The organism is Planctomycetia bacterium, assembly GCA_021413845.1.
GTDB lineage: Bacteria > Planctomycetota > Planctomycetia > Pirellulales > PNKZ01 > PNKZ01.
In genome coordinates, this window is sequence record JAIOPP010000116.1 from 1 (window position 1) to 16868 (window position 16868).

At 60.5% G+C, this 16868-nt stretch carries 14 protein-coding genes and 1 pseudogene; 10 read left to right on the plus strand and 5 right to left on the minus strand.

The features are described from left to right. The 3 genes from K8U03_20720 to K8U03_20730 form a co-directional block, all read right to left on the minus strand. A partial coding sequence (locus K8U03_20720) for a PD-(D/E)XK nuclease family protein (GenBank protein MCE9607317.1) occupies nt 1–348 on the minus strand: 348 nt, incomplete at its 3' end. Continuing rightward, complete coding sequence (locus tag K8U03_20725) at nt 345–806, minus strand: hypothetical protein (GenBank protein ID MCE9607318.1); 462 nt, start codon at nt 804–806, stop codon at nt 345–347. The genes K8U03_20720 and K8U03_20725, both read right to left, overlap by 4 nt. A 399-nt stretch (nt 807–1205) precedes the next feature. Continuing rightward, on the minus strand, nt 1206–1520 hold the full coding sequence (locus K8U03_20730; GenBank protein MCE9607319.1) for a hypothetical protein: 315 nt from the start codon (nt 1518–1520) through the stop codon (nt 1206–1208). 217 nt (nt 1521–1737) lie between these two features. On the opposite strand from K8U03_20730, the gene K8U03_20735 reads away from it, so the two are divergent. From K8U03_20735 to K8U03_20760, 6 genes are all read left to right on the plus strand, one after another. Next, nucleotides 1738–4590 (plus strand): PSD1 and planctomycete cytochrome C domain-containing protein, encoded by a 2853-nt coding sequence (locus K8U03_20735; protein MCE9607320.1) that lies wholly within the window; start codon nt 1738–1740, stop codon nt 4588–4590. Nucleotides 4591–4655: 65 nt separating this feature from the next. Continuing rightward, complete coding sequence (locus tag K8U03_20740; protein MCE9607321.1) at nt 4656–6065, plus strand: DUF1501 domain-containing protein; 1410 nt, start codon at nt 4656–4658, stop codon at nt 6063–6065. 38 nt (nt 6066–6103) lie between these two features. Further along, nucleotides 6104–6463 (plus strand): DUF1080 domain-containing protein, encoded by a 360-nt coding sequence (locus K8U03_20745; GenBank protein ID MCE9607322.1) that lies wholly within the window; start codon nt 6104–6106, stop codon nt 6461–6463. Then, nucleotides 6348–6878 carry a recombinase family protein gene (locus K8U03_20750; GenBank protein ID MCE9607323.1) on the plus strand — a complete coding sequence of 177 codons (531 nt, stop codon included), beginning with the start codon at nt 6348–6350 and terminating at the stop codon, nt 6876–6878. Before K8U03_20745 ends, K8U03_20750 begins: the two co-directional genes overlap by 116 nt. 918 nt (nt 6879–7796) lie before the next feature. Then, nucleotides 7797–9116, plus strand: a complete 1320-nt coding sequence (locus K8U03_20755) for an MFS transporter (GenBank protein MCE9607324.1) — start codon at nt 7797–7799, stop codon at nt 9114–9116. 45 nt (nt 9117–9161) lie between these two features. After that, entirely contained in the window at nt 9162–10121 is a 960-nt protein-coding gene (locus K8U03_20760) for a hypothetical protein (protein MCE9607325.1), read from the plus strand. 149 nt (nt 10122–10270) lie between these two features. On the opposite strand, the pseudogene K8U03_20765 reads toward K8U03_20760, so the two are convergent. Further along, nucleotides 10271–10471, minus strand: a pseudogene (locus K8U03_20765) (transposase). A 154-nt stretch (nt 10472–10625) separates the two neighbouring features. Beyond that, nucleotides 10626–11009, minus strand: coding sequence for an IS200/IS605 family transposase (tnpA, locus tag K8U03_20770; protein ID MCE9607326.1), 384 nt, complete (start codon nt 11007–11009; stop codon nt 10626–10628). A 431-nt stretch (nt 11010–11440) separates the two neighbouring features. Here tnpA and K8U03_20775 point away from each other — a divergent pair, with 431 nt between their 5' ends. The 4 genes from K8U03_20775 to K8U03_20790 form a co-directional block, all read left to right on the plus strand. Then, complete coding sequence (locus K8U03_20775; GenBank protein MCE9607327.1) at nt 11441–11731, plus strand: hypothetical protein; 291 nt, start codon at nt 11441–11443, stop codon at nt 11729–11731. A 197-nt stretch (nt 11732–11928) separates the two neighbouring features. Beyond that, nucleotides 11929–12327 (plus strand): BlaI/MecI/CopY family transcriptional regulator, encoded by a 399-nt coding sequence (locus tag K8U03_20780; protein MCE9607328.1) that lies wholly within the window; start codon nt 11929–11931, stop codon nt 12325–12327. After that, entirely contained in the window at nt 12324–14021 is a 1698-nt protein-coding gene (locus K8U03_20785) for a M48 family metalloprotease (GenBank protein MCE9607329.1), read from the plus strand. The genes K8U03_20780 and K8U03_20785 overlap by 4 nt, the downstream gene beginning before the upstream one ends. Before the next feature lie 115 nt (nt 14022–14136). Then, the coding region (locus K8U03_20790) for a hypothetical protein (GenBank protein ID MCE9607330.1) at nt 14137–16868 on the plus strand (2732 nt) is incomplete at its 3' end.

Consider the following 16868-nt stretch of genomic DNA (forward strand, 5'->3'; position numbering starts at 1 on the left):
CATGCGCTGCGCCAACGTGCCCAGGGAATCCCGATCCTCGGCTTTGCCGAACTTCACACCGGCGCGATCGACGGACTCCCAATGACGATCGTATTCACCGAGCAAGGCTTCGATCGACGGCGGCTCTCCGCCGGACATCAATTCGTTGAAGAAGTATTCAATGCCTTGATGGATAACGCTGCCGAAGACCAAGCTCGACGAAACGGTTCGTTCGGGCAGACCGACGACGTAGCGGAACATGTACCTGAGCGGACAGCTGCGATAGGTTGAGATCGCCGAATAGCTGAGGTAGTCTCGCGTTCGAGGTTTGGAGATCGCCGCCGCCGCCGGTGTAGGCATGCCGATCATCGACGACCTCCGTTGCCGGAGGCTCCTATCAACTCGTCGATCAAACCGCTCGCTTCGGTGATCGTCAGTTCGGCCGGGTCGCGCACTCCGAATCCGGCCTGCAGCTTGTCACCGAGTTCGATCCCCTGTCGCTCGGCGATCGCACCGAGTGCCCGGACCTGGCTGGCGGTCGCGGGGCGAGTGCCGTCGCGACGACGACCGGCGGCGTGACCGTTGCCGTTCACTTGGCCGTTACCGTTGTGAGCGTCGGCGCACGTCCCGTTCGACTTCGCCCCGGCGAGTTCCTCATCGACGGAGGCCTTCGCCATGACGAAGAGTTGCTTGATTCGCTCTTTGAGCCGCTCGGCATCGCCGACGAGTGACGAGTCGAATTCCAGTTCCAGATTGACGGCGGCGCCGCGCGACCCGTAATTGGTCTCTCCGACCTTCTTCGTGAAGCCGACGTTGAGTTTGAGCATAAGGACCTCCAGTTAAAATGAGGCGAAAGATGGTTGAAGTGAATAAGGCGCAGCAGCTGGCCTGTACAGCGTTAGCGCAGCCGTGGACACGGCGGTGTTCGAGATGGCTTCGGGATAGCTCCTCGGTGCAGCAATGCCCAACGGGCACGCTAGTTACTTTAAAACGCGCTATCGGAAAGACGGTCTGCGTTCGACCGGACGGGGACGGCGACGAAGTCGCGCGAACCTATCTCTGTATCACAGCCCGATGATGATGGTGACGCACATGACGCAATCCGCAGAATTCAGCGACTTACCCGATGCTTCGGCGTGTAGCACCTGAGCGAGTCGGCTGTTGTTGCACTGAGCCCAGATTCCGAATTCGAGTCGCTCTAGGAGGCCTTTCGAGGTCTCTTTCTTTCAGGTCCTCGTGGCGTTGTTCGTTACCACCGCCTTGCTCTCGCCGGTCGCTTGGAGCGCGGAGAACGCATGGCTTGCCATCGGGCTTGGTGGACAGCGGATGTCGTCCGACGATGGCGAGGCGAGAACGTACCGCGTTTCTCGCGCATTGCGAAAGCGGCCGGCGGGGGGGGTAACATGGAGCCGCACCGATTGCGAATCGGCGCGCGAAAACGGAATCTCGCGGGTGGGAGTTTGACGAGGGGCGATTTCTTCCTGGATGCCGGGCCTCAGGCTGGTGGTCGGCGGCGCAAATAAACGGTTGTTGCCGCGCATCGTCTTAAAGCGGCGCGCAGTCGCATCAGCTGAGCCCGGGATGATAACGGGGCCGTTATGTCTCACGGCGTTTCCGGGTAATCCGATGGCGTCGCGCGTCGTCTGAATGTTAAGATGCTCCGTTGCCGGGCTTTTGATGGCTCGCTCCTGCGGCATCGTAAATGCGGCACACGACGTGACTTGCTCCCGCCTAGGTTCGTCCCCCACGCGGATCTCCATGCCTCACTCATTCCCACCCGCCCCGCTCGCGATTCGACGCCTGTTCGGATCTGTGCTGTGTCTGTTCGCTCACGGCCTGCTCACACTGAGCCTGTTTATCGTCGCTTGCTGCTGTGCATCAGGCTTCGCCGCCGCACCGAATGAGCAAGCCGCGCCGCAGAAGGCGGCGGGCCTGAATGCGTTCGAGCCGGCGAAGGTTGAGTTTTTCGAAAAGCGAATTCGGCCGATCTTGGTCGATAATTGCTACAACTGCCACTCTGCAGACACGAACTCCCGCGGCGGTCTGCGGGTCGACGATCGCAACGGCCTCATCAATGGTGGCGAACATGGTGCGGCGATCGTGCCGGGCCGGCCGGAGGAGAGCTTGCTGCTGAAGGCGGTGAGCTATACCGACCCAAAGCTGCAGATGCCGCCGAAGAAGCAACTCACGGCGGAGCAAGTCGCCGACTTGCGCAAATGGATCGGCGACGGCGCGGCTTGGCCGGGCGTCGACGAGGAAGCGGCGACGACGACCGACACGCCCGAAGACTACGAACGACTGCGACGCAAGCACTGGGCTTGGCAACCACTGAAGTCGCCGGCCGTGCCGAACGTCCGCGACACGGCGTGGCCGCGCGACGACCTCGACCGCTTCATTCTCGTGGGTCTCGAAGCCGCGAAGCTCGCGCCGGTCGCCGATGCCGAGCGTCTTGTCCTGATTCGCCGGCTGTCGTTCGACCTCACCGGACTTCCACCGACTCCGAGCGACATCGATCTGTTCACGGCCGATGCTTCGCCTGACGCCGTGGCGAAGCTCGTCGATCGGCTGTTGGCGTCGCCGGCTTTCGGCGAGCGCTGGGGACGCCACTGGCTTGACGTGGCCCGCTACGCCGAATCGACGGGGCCGTCGCGCAACATTCCGTATCCGCACGCCTGGCGCTATCGCGACTACGTGATCGATGCCGTGAACGACGACAAACCGTACGACCTGTTCATCCGCGAGCAGATCGCCGGCGACTTGCTCCTCGCCGCTACGCCAGCCGAGCGCGATGAAAAGCTGATCGCCACCGGCTTTCTGGCGCTCGGGGTGAAGGACGTGAACCAACGGTTCAAGGTCCGTTTCACGATGGACAACATCGACGAACAGATCGACACGGTCACACGCTCGGTGCTCGCCCTGACGGCCAGCTGCGCTCGCTGCCACGACCATAAGTACGACCCGATCCCCGCGACCGATTACTACGCGCTCGCCGGCATCTTCCACAGCACCGATCAGTGCGCGGGAGTGCGCAACAAGATGGGCGGATCCGGGCTCGACTACTACGACACGAAGATGCTCCTCACCTTGAGCGCTCCGCAGACCGCAGAAGAGGCCGAGCAGCGCAGCGCCGCTATGGCGACGCGAGCCAGGAAGATCGCGGAACTGAAGCTGCGCGTCGCCGAGGCCAAGGCGGAACTCAAGCAACTTGTCGACCTGCATGATAAGAGTAAGCGGCAAGCCGGCGAGAAGGACAAGCTGGCCGACCAGAAAAAGAAGAATAAGGAACAGAAGAAGGAACCTGCCGGCGGCGACGAGAACCTGAAGAACGCGCGACAAAAGACGAACAAGCTGCAAGCCGAACTGGCGGCGCTGGAAGATCCTGCGCTCGACAAGAGCATCGCCCTCGGGGTGCGGGAAGCCGTGCAGGTCGGCGACACGCAGTTGCGCATCCGGGGCGAAGCCGAAAAGCTCGGACCTGTCATACCTCGTGGATTTCTCACGACCGTCTCGTTCGCCGGTGCTCCGAAGATCGAGCCGCGCACGAGCGGACGACTCGAACTCGCCCACTGGCTCACCGCGCCGCAGAATCCGCTAACGTCGCGTGTGATGGTCAATCGGGTCTGGCGGCACTTGTTCGGCCGCGGGATCGTGTCGAGCGTCGATAACTTCGGCACGACCGGCGATACCCCTTCGCATCCGGAACTGCTTGATCACTTGGCAGGGCGATTCGTGCGGAACGGCTGGTCGGTGAAGAAGCTCGTCCGCGCGATCGTGCTGAGTCGTGCCTACCAACTCAGCGCGGCGACGACTCCCGCCCACCTCTTGGCCGACCCGGCGAATCGGCTCATCTGGCGGCATGCCCCGCGCCGACTCGAAGCGGAAGAGATTCGCGACGCGACGCTCGCCGCGGCCGGCAAGCTCGATCTCAAGCGACCGCATGCCTCCCCGGCACGCGATTTCCAAATGGTTGAGCTCGCCAACAACGGCGGGCTCGCCAAAGACATCACCGCCGCGGCTCAAGCCAGCGTCCATCGGAGCGTCTACCTGCCGCTGCTGCGCGATGTCACGCCGACCTCGCTCGAAGTGTTCGACTTTGCCCAACAAGGTATGGTCACCGGCAGCCGCGACGTGACGACCGTCGCTTCTCAAGCCCTCTATTCGCTGAACGATCCGTTCGTCCGCCGACAAGCCGGCACGATGGCCGAAGGACTGCTCGCCGAATCGTCGTACGATGATGCGGCACGCATTCGCGCGGCGTATCGCACGGCAGTCGGACGTGCGCCGACCGACGCCGAAACGGCCCGAGGTTTGCGATTCGTCGCGGAATATGAAACCTCGCTGAAGAACGCAGCCCGGCCGGCGACCAAGCAGGTCGCAGCGCAGCAGGCCGCGATGAAGCCGAAGCAACCCCAGGTCGTCGCGGTGTCACCGGGCCCACCCCCTTCGGGCTCGTCGCCGAAGCCGGCCGCGAATCCCGATCCCGATGCGGTGGTGCCGGTCGAGGCCGATCGGTCGGACAAGCCGCTCCCTACGCTCGACCCGCGCACGACCGCCTGGGCCGCGTTTTGCCAAGCGCTCATCGGTTCGGCCGAATTCCGCTACGTTCGTTAGTCGAGTCCCGTTCCGCTCGTTCCTAGTCGCCCCGATCCGAAAACATCTTCATGACGAAGTCGAACATGTCGCAGCCACCGTTTTCGCCGTTCGCTTCTCTACTCTCGCGCCGCACCGCTTTGAAGTCGGCGAGCGCAGGGTTCGGCTATCTCGCGCTCCGCGGCCTCTTCGCCGCTCAGGCCCAGGCCGCTGAAACGAAGAGCACTGAAACAATGGTCGCCGCGCCGGCTCCCGGCCCGCTCGCGCAGAAGCCGCATCACTTCCCGGTGAAGGCCAAGCGAATCATCTTCCTGTTCATGCAGGGTGCGACCTCGCAGATGGACACGTGGGAGTACAAGCCGCAATTGCAGAAAGACGATCAAAAGGTCTCGCCCGGCGGCGGGGTGCTCACGGCATCGAAGTTCAAGTTCGCGCAACACGGACTAACCGGCACGTGGCTCTCCGAACTCTATCCGCACATGACGAAGCAGGTCGACAAGCTCTGCTTCCTCCGCGGCCTGCATACCGACACGCCGGCCCATCCGCAGGCGGTCATTCAACTACACACCGGGTCGGCGCTCGCCTCGCTCACGCGCCCCTCGCTCGGCGCTTGGCTGATGTATGGGCTCGGTACGGAGAACCAAGAGCTGCCGGGCTACGTCACCGTGAACCCGCCGCCGAATTTCGGCGGCGCGGTGAACTATGGCAGCGCGTTTCTTCCGGCGCACTTTCAAGGAACCAAGATCAGCGACACCGGTCATCTACCGAACCTGTTGCCGCAAACGCCGACGGCGTTGCAGCGCAAACAGATCGACTTGATCCAGGCGATGAATCGCGACTTGAAGCAAACGCCCGGCGCTCCGGAAGAGCTCGACGGCGTGATCGAGTCTTATGAGTTGGCCTTCAAGATGCAGCGGCAAGTCCCCGAGCTACTCGATCTCACGAACGAGCCGCAGCACGTGCTTGACGCCTATGGCGTGAAGCACGGCACGTCGGGCGGCTTCGCGAGGCAATGTATCATGGCCCGGCGGTTGAGCGAGGCGGGGGTGCGGTTCGTCGAGATCTGCCATCCCGGCTGGGATCAGCATAGCGATCTCCATAAAGGACTCATTCGCAACAGCGCCGCGACCGATCAACCGACCGCCGCTCTCTTAGCCGATCTCGAGCAACGAGGCCTGCTCGACGAAACGCTCGTGTTGTTCGGCAGCGAATTCGGCCGGCTGCCGACCGCGCAGGGCCCCGATGGCCGCGACCACAACATCACCGGCTACCCGATGTGGCTCGTCGGCGCCGGCGTGAAGCCGGGCTTCTCGTACGGCGCGACCGACGAATACGGTCGACACGCCGTCGAAGGACGCATGCACACCAACGATCTCCACGCGACGCTCTTGGCACTGATGGGCCTCGATCACGAAGCGCTGACCTACCCGTATGCCGGCCGCGACTTCCGCCTGACCGACGTCGCCGGCAAGGTCTGTCGCGGGATCATGGCTTAGGGCCGGCCCCGAGCGCAGCGGCTTTCTTCTTTGCCGCCTTGCGCGATCGCGTCGACCCCGGGGTCGTCGATGGCTCGCTTGTACGTCGCCGCCGCCTCTACGGCGCGAAGTCCTATCGTGATTTCGAGTGGGAATGCGAGGTGAAGTTGCAGGGAACCGAAGCCAACGCCGGAGGGCAGTTCCGCAACACGATGTTCGATCCCGCGACGCATCTGCTGACCGGTCCACAAGCCGACATCGGCCGCACCGGCAAAACCGGTCACGGCGGGCTGTGGTGTCAAATTGGTCCGCGCATGGGGTCGTCGCACGGCAACCGCGGAATCGTCTCCTTTAAGAAGCCCGCGTCACGGCCTCGATCAGAAGCAGGTGCGATGGTTCGTCGATCAGGAAAGCGGTAAGACGCTCAAGCGTCCGAAATTCGAAGAGCTTCAGAAGGCGATCTTCTCCGGTGAGATCAAGACGGTCATCGTCTGGAAACTCGACCGGTTGAGCCGTCGACTCAAAGACGGGGTCTGCGTCCTTGCCGAAGCGGGCGGCGAATTCAAGTACTCGGCCGAGGTGACTAGCACCGTGATCGAGATGTCCGAGACCGAGGCGGGCCGGACGTACTACGCGATGAAGCGCGACTCGCTGCTGAAGCGGGCTGCAACGGGAGAGGCTTCGCAAGCGCGATATACGGTTGCGGCCGATGTGTCGATCGCGGATGTCGCGACGATGGCTGCCCGGATGGAACCGCACGCAGTCCGGGCTGAGACGGCCGGGCGGAAGCGAAACGTATCGCGGCGGAAGCGGAGGCGTATCGGGAGCAACTGACCTGCCCCCACGCATGATACCAAGTGTTGCGTTAGTTTCTCCGTGAATCAAGCTTTGTCTTTTCGCGTAGCGTAGCGTAGCGAAAAGACCAAGCTTGAACGGCCTCGGGAGCCGGGGGTCGTCATCTGCGGCGGGCGACCAAACGCGAGGCCCCGGCCTTGGACATCTTCGATGAGGGTCGCCAAGACGGTGACATGAACGACTTTTGCGACCCTCGTTTTCTTGCGTGGTTCATGGAACAATTTAAGGCGAGTTCGCACGACATTTTGCCGGTAGGCGTCGCGGCGCAGATCTGCGGCTGAACGCGCCAAGGAACTCGGCAAGCGTGCACAAGGGACAAGATTCCTTCGCTCGCGTGGTGCTGGAAGCCGCGACGGCACTACGTCGTGCCGGTGATTGACCTCGTGCAATGGCACGCGCAGCGGCCAGATATGAACCTGAATTCGTAAGCGGCCGGGGCGACGTGTCTCAACTCGTGTATTGCAACGCTCGGCAGCGATCTAGAGCGCGTCGGCCCATACGTCATGTGCAAGAAGTGCCACCGCATGAAGTCGGTGAGCAAACTGAAAATCGGAGAAAGCGGAATGCATTAGGCGTGCGACGGAACAGGCTGTACGGCAGGCCGCATCATCCTCGGTGCGACACTTCAGCCCGAATTTCACTGCGGCCCCCACTTGGAACGCTCGCCGATCAATTTGAGCGAAGTTCCGCCGGCCGAATATCAAATCAAAGCGGGAAAGTAATCCCAGTCCGCAAACTCGCCACGGCGCGGTGACGCCGGATCCCGAAATTCAGCGGTTTGGTGTTCGGCCTGACACTTGCATAGGAAAGTAAAGGCGCCGCCGTCGACTTCCATTCCGAAGTCGTGAACATCTGCTTCCGGCGGCCGTCGAAATCGAATTTCAACGGAATCCGTCCGTGTCTCTCGTGGAAGAACCATCTCCGCTTGCGCCGCTCCGCTCGCGCGACTACCGCCGTTTATTTGTGGCCATCTCGCTCGGCACGATGGCCGGTCGTGCGTTAGCCGTCGTCTTGGGATACGAGGTCTTTGCGCTAACCGGGAGCACTTTGGCGCTGGGAGGCATGGGTCTAGCCGCGGCCGTCCCGGCGATCTTCGGTGCGCTCTACGGTGGTCATATCGCCGATCGATATCTGCGGCGCAGTATCCTGCAAGTCACCTTCGGGATCCTGTGCCTTTGCGCGATCGCGCTGACGCTATCCAAGGCGTTCTACACCGGCGGCGGGGAGCTATGGATCTTCTACGCGGCGGTGTTCGTCGCGGCCGGGGCTAAAGGCTTTCTCGACCCTGCGGCGACCGGCCTCGAAGCACAAGTCGTCCCGCACGAGCAGCTGGTGAGCACTGCAGTGCTGACCGCCACCTGCTGGTTGATCGGCGCCACCGTCGGTCCGCTCTTGGGAGGAGCCTCGTTCGCGTGGATGGGACCGGTCGGCAGCTACGCCATGATCGCAGCTCTCTGCGCGGGAGCTTGTCTCGCCGTAACCCGAATCGGACCGGTGCCGGTTCAACATGCCCCCGTCGACCAGTCGGCGTGGAGCAGCATCGTCGACGGTGTGTCCTATGTCGCCGGGAGACAGGTGCTTTGGGCTTCGATGGCGCTCGACCTATTTGCCGTCTTGTTCGGCGGCACCATCGCCATGCTTCCCGCATTCGCCGGTGAAGTGCTGCATGTCGGCCCTCTCGGCTTGGGCGCGCTCAATGCCGCACCGACGATTGGCGCACTCGCGGCGATGCTGTGGTCGACGCACGCTCCACCGATTCGGCATGCCGGCCGCAATCTGTTGACGACCGTCGCCGGGTTCGGCGCGGCGATGATCATCTTCGCGATTTCCGAATCGTTTACGTTGTCCATCGCGGCGCTGTTTTTCAGCGGCATCTTCGACGGCTTCAGCGAGGTCATTCGTCGCTCGATGTTGCGGCTACTGTCGCCCGACCGCCTGCGGGGACGGATTGCGTCGGTAAATATGTTATTCGTGGGAACCTCGAACGAGTTGGGGGCGTTGGAGAGTGGGCTCGCCGCGGCGATGTTCGGGCTTGTGCGTTCGGTTTGGCTCGGAGGCGCAGCGGCCCTCTGCATCGTCGCCGTCACGGCGATCGCCGCTCCAAGGCTTCGTCGTCTCCAACTTGATCCGCCTCGGCGGTCGCGCCGCCTTCGGAAACAGATCTCCGAGCAGGAACAAACCGTGAAAAAGAATCAAACGCTTCAACGCTTCGCGTGAACCCCTTACTGGAAAGGTCCGCATATCAGACCGCGGCGACATTCCATGCACCTCGAATCTCCCATTTCAGGATTTACGACATTCGGCGAGGAGCGCCTGCGGCAATCGATCGTGCTGGTCTTCAATCCGAAGTCGGGCAAAGGGAAGAGCGAGGCCAGGATGCGGGAGTTGGCCGTGGCCGTGCAAGCTCGCAATATCGACCCGATTTGCCTCGACGCAAACGACTCGGCGATCGAAGAGCTGCGCAAACGGCATGCCTTGAGAAAACTATCGGCAGTTGTCGTATGCGGCGGAGACGGCACGCTGAATAGCGTTCTGAACTGCGCACCGCCGGACCTACCGATCGCCGTGTTTCCCTGCGGTACGTCGAACCTGATGTCGCGCCGAATTCGAATGCCCTGCAACCCGCAGGCCGCAGCTCGGGTCTTAGCTGCGCGCAAGGTGCAGAAGTTCGATTGCGGCCGTGTCGGGGAGCGGCTCTTTCTACTGACATTGAGTGCCGGGTTCGATGCCGCGATCACACACTGCTTGGAGGCGCAGCGGCATGGGCCGATTAACCGCCTCTCGTTCGTCGCACCGATCTACCACTCCATTCGCGAGTACGACTTTCCACAACTGCGAATCACGGCGCGTCGCGACGGCATCACGCCGAAGTCGGTGGGCAGCACGGTGGAATACGTGAGCCGTTGGTGCTTTATCCAGAATCTTCCCGGCTATGCGCTGCTGCTTAACTTCACGCCGCGAGCCGATGGGCGCGACGGCCTGCTCGACTATTGCCTATTCGAACGACCTGGATTTCTGAACGGGTTGTTCTTTATCTATCGCGTGTTGTTAGGGCGGCATCGATTGCTCAAAGATTGCCATGTCGGCCGCAGCCAGTCGATTCACGTCGAGTGTCTCGACCCTTCGAAGACGGTCTCAGTACAGCTCGACGGCGAAGACGCCGGGACATTACCGATCGACGTGGAAGTCGTGCCGAACCGGGCGACGTTCATCATTCCATAAAACGCGTTGCGGTGTGATGCGCGCCGGATCGTTGACCTGCCCCCGGTACTGATACCAAGTGTGATGTTAGGACTCGGATGAATCAAGCTTGGTCTTTTCGCGGAGCGCAGCGTAGCGAAAAGACCAAGCTTGAACGGCCTCAGGTGCCGGGGTCGGTAGCCGAGCAAGCTGTGCGGCCGGATCGTGTTGTACTCTCTCCGCCACCGTTCGATGAGCATCTTCGCCTCCCGGAGCGTGTCGAAGATCTCACGCTCCAAGAGTTCATCTCGCAGCTTACCGTTAAACGATTCGACGTAGCCGTTCTCCCAAGGACTCCCCGGTTCGATGTAGAGCGTCTTGACGTCGATCCGTTGGAAACATTCGGCTAATCGTACTGAAACGACTACCGGCTGAGGCGGTTAGTTCGGAAGCGTTTCGTGAGTCTACGGACTGAAGTCCCTCCGCTCACGACGGGGTCACGCGGAAGTTGTCGCCTCCGTCGTCGGGTTCGGTTCCTTCCTGTTGCTAGATGTATTCGCGGATCGCCTCGTCCGTGATGTTGCCGCTGGAGGCCACGAAATAGCCCCGAGCCCAGAGATGCCGACCCCAATACTGCTTGTGCAGATGTTGGAACTCTCCCAGCAGCTTCCGCGACGTCTTCCCCTTGATCGCCTGCATGATCTTGCTCGGCGACAAGTTCGGAGGACAGGATAACAGCACGTGCAAGTGGTCGCTCGACACCGAACCTTCCACGATCTCGATCTCAAGCGTCCGACAGATTTCTCGAACCAGTCTACGTAGACGAATTCCTACCTCGCCCGACAAAACCGCCTTACAATACTTCGGGATCCACACGAAGTGGTACTTGAGATCGAACCGGCTATGAGCTCCCGTCCGATAACGCTCCATAGACTGACAGTTTTTCCCATCACACTCACGTCCTAAAGGTTTCGCCTGAAGGCGAGGGGTTTAGACCCATCGCAGGGACACTAAATCGCAGTCGTGAGTTTGTAACAATTAAAAACACGCTCCAAAACGATGCCGGTAATTACCGTACCGATTCAGGAAATACCGCGTTTCTTCGCAATTCTTCGCATTGACTCGCAAAGGTTTGCAAATGCGTGCCGAGTAGGTAAACTACTTTGTACACAATGACTTCCGAGTTTTTCAGCAGGTCCGTTTTAAGCGACTACGGAACCGAAGGTTAGTGGTTCGAGCCCACTAGGGTGTACTTGCTATAACTCGTTTATAGCGTTCGGTTTCTGAGTCGGGCCGTTTCTTTTGCCCGGCACAGTTTCTCTAGAAAATTGTGGTAGTACTACCACAATTAGGAGGAATTCGTGTCGCGTCAGGGGAAGAAGGTCCCATCGTACGGCCTGCATAAGCCCACAGGCCAAGCCCGCATTCTCGTCGGCGGGAAGAGTATCTATCTGGGCAAGCATGTCTCCAATGAGAGCTATGAGACTTACGCTCGGTGGGTCGCCAAGCTGGCGATCGAGCCGGAGCCGGTCGCTCTGCGGCTGAAGTCGCCCGACGTCCTGCACGAGCTGACGCTCAATGAGCTCCTGATCCGTTACCTTCGTTACGCCAACGGCTACTATCGTTGGAAAGTGGAGCGTACACGAGAGTAAGCCAGCACAAGCTGTCGCGCCAGCCGTAACTGACTCAGCTTGAGTCGGAGTCGAGCCATTTCTTGAAGGCTTACCGCGAAGGTTTTCTTGCCTCGTTCGCGATTTCTTCTCGGATTTTTATTGCCTATCGCCATAGTCACGCTACGCTATGACTACGACCATAGTCAGATTTGTCGTCACGCACCCGAGCCTTTTCCATGCCCGAACAAAAAGCGATTCTCGGTTCGACCGAAATTGAAATTCTGCGTTATCTCGGCGATCGATCCGCGATGAGCGTCGGCGAGGTAGCCGATCATTTCGCACAGACGACGGGACAGGCCCGCACCACGATCCTCACGATCATGGAGCGCCTGCGTAAGAAAGGATATCTCACGCGGAAACAAGTCAAAGGTGTGTATCACTACTCTCCTAAAGTATCGAAGCAAGATTTCCTGCGAGGCTTGGTGCGAACGTTCGTCGGCAACACTCTCGGCGGCTCCGTCTCGCCGTTCGTGGCGTATCTCTCCGAAAGCGGTCCGGTTTCCGATCAAGATCTCGAACACTTGAAACAACTCGTCAAGGAACTCGAGCAAGATCGCAAGCGAGGCGGCAAATGAGCTTCGGCGGCGACATGCTTGATCTCTGGGCTACGGCGCTGTGGCGCGCGAGTTGGCAGGGAGGGCTCGCAGTATTCTTCGTTGCGCTAGTGTGCCGGCTCAGGCCTTCGATTCCAGCTAGGTTTCAATGCTGGATGTGGCGGCTCGTGCTGTTGAAGTTCGTAATTGCATTCGTGTGGACCGCTCCCGTCGAAATACCGGTACTCGCTTGTATCGATCCGATCGTGTCCGCGGAAGTCGGCGCGCCGATTCCATTCAGCGACATGCAGGACGAAAGCAAGTCGACCGTTGACGAGCGAACTCCGAGCTATGGCCCGTTGCTGCTGATCCCCTTTGCGATGTGGGCTGCGATCGTCGCCTGGCAGATGGTTCGCATTTTCGTTTCTTGCCGCAATGCTCGGTTGCTCATAAGTCGTTGTCGGGCGAACGAAGATCGTCAACTCTTCGACCTTTGTTCGCGATTGAGCGAGATGCTCGGCCTTTCGAGTCCGCCTCCGGTGTTGGAATCCGAAGGCCAAGGAAGTCCGCACCTCGTCGGCATCCTACGGCCGGCCATCGTGCTGCCGACGACGACGTTGGAGCGACTGGATACCTCGGAACGTTCGCTCGTGCTCGGCCATGAGCTGGCACACGTAAGTCGCCGCGACCTCTTCTATAGTCTCGTCGCCATGATGATTCGGGCCTTGTTCTTCTTCCATCCCGCTGTGTGGTTCAGCGAGCGACGACTCGGTCTCACGCAAGAAATCGCCGCCGATCAACTGGCGATCACTCTGCAGAAGCAGAGCCCGATCTATTACGCCCAACTTCTAGTGGCGATCGTCGGCAAACTCGGCCCTCGCCGAACGACTCTCATGATGACCATGGGAGCCGCGGGAGAGGCCGGCGCGCTCCACCGGCGATTGTCGGCGATGCGGTACATGAAGCAAACAACTGCCCGAACGGCCCTAACCTACGGTTTGCTGCTGGGGCTTTGCGCAGCGCTCGGACTCGTGCCTTGGTCGCTTGTCGCAGCGCCGACGGAGGCAGCGGAAGAGGCGCTCGCCGTATCGGCCGGCGACGGCGGCGTTTCGATTGAGTTAGATAACCATCAAGAATCGCTACCGAACCTTAAACGCTCCTTCGAGCCGTCTCTCGGCAAGAAGGTGGATGGCAAAAGAGATGCGAAGCCGAAATCGCATTCGGGACGATTCGTTTCCGCCCATCACGGCACGTTAACGCTTCAGGCTAACTCCGGCGAACTGATCGACAGCAAGATCTTCCGTAGTCTCAAGACCACGGTGTGGAGCGATGCTGCCGAGAAGTTCGTGCCGACGGATACCATCGCGGCTTTAAGGCAACTCAAGGTCGGTACCGTGGTCATCGTCGACGGCGTCGGCCGGAACGGCACACTTCGCATCGGATCGCGCGAACGAGTCATGACCGGCACGTTCGTGTCGTACGAAAACGACCGACTGTCGATGCTCCGTACGAACGTCAGGGAGCGACTCACGAAGAATCCGACAGCCGACGTCCGTTTCGAAAAGTTTCGCGACGAGGTGCCCGCCTACGAAAGCATCGATGGCGGTGAGTACCGGCCGGTCGGCATGGCGAACGACGTGTTGAGTCGCGTCAATGCGGGAGCGATTCTCCACGTACATAGCGATGGAAACGACACCGTCACTCTCCTCCGGATCGGTGTGCCGAAGAGGTCGTGACGCCGGTAAGCCGCAAAGCGTTTGAACGAAACAAGAAGGTAACGGGACGAGCACCCGCCGGCGAATGCCGGCTGAATCCACCACTACGGCGCCTATTTAACGAATCGTGATCAAAATGAACCATCGCATCAGCCGCATTGCAGCCTCGGCCCTCCTGGCACTCGCTCTTTGCACCTCGATCGGTGCCGCAGAACCGATCGAGGTGTTTCGCACCGACGATGAACTCATCGTGCGGCTCGATCGATTCGACCTACTTCGCCAAGCGAACCCCGGCTTGACCGCGGATTTGAAGCTGCGCGGCGAAGGGAAAGAACGGAGCCTGGCGATCGATCTTTCCGACCCGGCCGTCAACGGCACGCTTGTGATCGATCTCTCAAAGTTCGGCGAATTGATGGGTGTGAGCATCACGGTGAAGGATGCCGGCGGAAAGTCGATCGCTGTGAAGTCGGCTTCGCCGATCGTGGATGCTCCGATTAAAAGTCGCTTTCCGTCTTCGGCGACCGGACTGTTTGCTTTTGTCGAACCGGGGACGGCGATGAGCGCCGCAGCCGCAGGCACCGGTGCGAATGTGCCTAAGATTCCACTCCCAGACGCGAAGACACTGCGAACGGTGCAAATCGATTCGTCGAAACAATCGATCTCGAAGCAGGACATCACTTTCCCGGTGCTTACGGAAAGCGAAGCTCCGCTGCGCGGCGTCGTCGTCTTGAGCCGGCAGACGGCCGCACCGAACGACCCGACGAAGGCCAGCTTGTATCTCAGCTACAAGAAAGCGCTATATGAAGGGACCAAGCTGGCGCGATGGCAGAAGTTTTTGGTGGAAATTCCCATTCAAGAATCTTGGGGCAAAGGCCAAGGGGATGAAACCGTAAACCTCGGCAACGACGTGCACGTGCATGTCACGAGCGACGTTAAGGAGAAGGATTGGCGAGGGGTCCAACGTCACATACTCGGCGAGGGAGACGACGACCTCGGTCAAACGCTTTCCGCCATTGACGACGAAGGGCGGATCTATTTCATCGCCGAGTATCGCGTGGTTCGCTTCGACCCGAACACGAAAAAGTTCGAGATCTCGCCGCCGTTCGAACTGCAGAAATTGTGTCCCGGCGGTGCGACGATGAAGGGCTCGCCGGGCTGGTTGAGCGGGAATTGGACGATGGTCTGCGGGCATGGCCGTGTTTTTATCGTCGATATCCTCGACCTGAAAACGGGGCCTAATCCCGGCGTCGACGTGCCGCAACGACGGATCGGCGGGGTCTTTTCCATCCCGCAAGAGTGGCGCGATGAAAAGACGTTTTCCGCCGACGTTCGCCTGCATGTCGGGTCCTGGGAGACTGCCACGCCTACGCTCTACAAGACCGGCCCGACGATCGGCGCTGCGGCGGACGAACGGAAACTAGGCAAGCCCATCGTCACCGAAACCGGCCTCTTAATCCTACCGGCGGGAAAACAATCTGCCGGGGGGCCATGGCGGCTTGATCTCGACGACCAAGGAAACAACAAAGCGTTCGGCGAAGTCAATTCGCTGACCGATACCGTCTCAAAGGACGGCCGCACCAACTTTGCCCCCACGCAAGAGGCGAAGCTTAACGGCGTCAGCAAGACCATGTTGCAGGTCGTCGGTACCGGCTACGGTCGTCGCTTGGTTGGGGCTGCCGGAACCGATGGGCTGGAGATTCCTCGCGCTTCAATTCGACAACTTTTGATGAGCGACGGCTGGAATGCCTCCATGCTGCATCGGCCCTCGTCAGAAGATAAATATTGGACTTACGCCGACGCCCCTAAAGGGACGGTGACGGTGAAGTATGAAGTCGTCGAGAAGCTCAAAGCTCATCCCGCCGCGCAAGGTGCGCTGGCCGACTCGTTGAAAGGTGGACCGAGCCTCGGGCCCGTCTTCGTCGTTACCCCGATTCCCGGCGAGCCGGAAAAGGCCGTGGGGATTAGCGAGTATGCGATTTATCCGTTGGCGACTTTCGATTTCTCAAGACTGGAAGAGAAGCGGGCCGTGATCAAGTCGGCGTTGCCGGCCAAAGCGGCGCTCGCCGTGGGAGTGGGCCCCTACGACTCTGGTTGGGTCAAGCAGGGAGACGAGCAATGGCTCTACATCACCGGCTACACCGGCATGACTCGCGTCAAGTACTCGAAGGCTGCTCAAGTCTTGGACGTGATGAAGTCCGACATGTTTCACACCCGCTTAGCCGCGGTGCCGGTCGATCGACATGCTCGCGGCGGCCTGAAGCAATACGACAGAATATTTCCCGTATTCGGAGGTCGACTGCTCGACTCCGGCACCGGTCGCGCCGGACGCGGAGGAACTCCGTTCTCGACGGGGCTCGAACTCTTCGATCCGAAGCAACTCGGGGCCGATGCGGCGTCGGGCTCCGTTCCGAGTCAAACGGCCGCCTACATGAACCGCTGCTGCGGCGCACTGCAGACCCTGCAAAGCCGGCTGATTTGGAGCGCGCACGACGGGAGCCGTCGGCAGGAGATCTTCGGCACCGGCAAGCCGAACCCGGTGTTTGTGGAAGAACTAGGAGCTGCCGATAAGGCACTCCTCCCGAGCAACTTAGACGAGAAAATCTTCTGCTACGAAGTTGCCGAGACCGACGGTCTACGCGACCTCTTCGGTTTCTCACTGCCGGTCTCGGAGAATGGCGCGAGCGGCGGGAGCTATCTAGCTCTCTCTCCGTGCAGTCGATTTCTGCTTGTCCTTACAGGCGACAGCTCACTCTATTCGTACTCCATCGCCGCCAAGCAATTCATCGACGGCGCTCGCTTGACGACACCGTCCGGCGACGCCGTCGCGACGATCGGCTTTAGGCGACCCGGCGAGCGTATCATCACAGC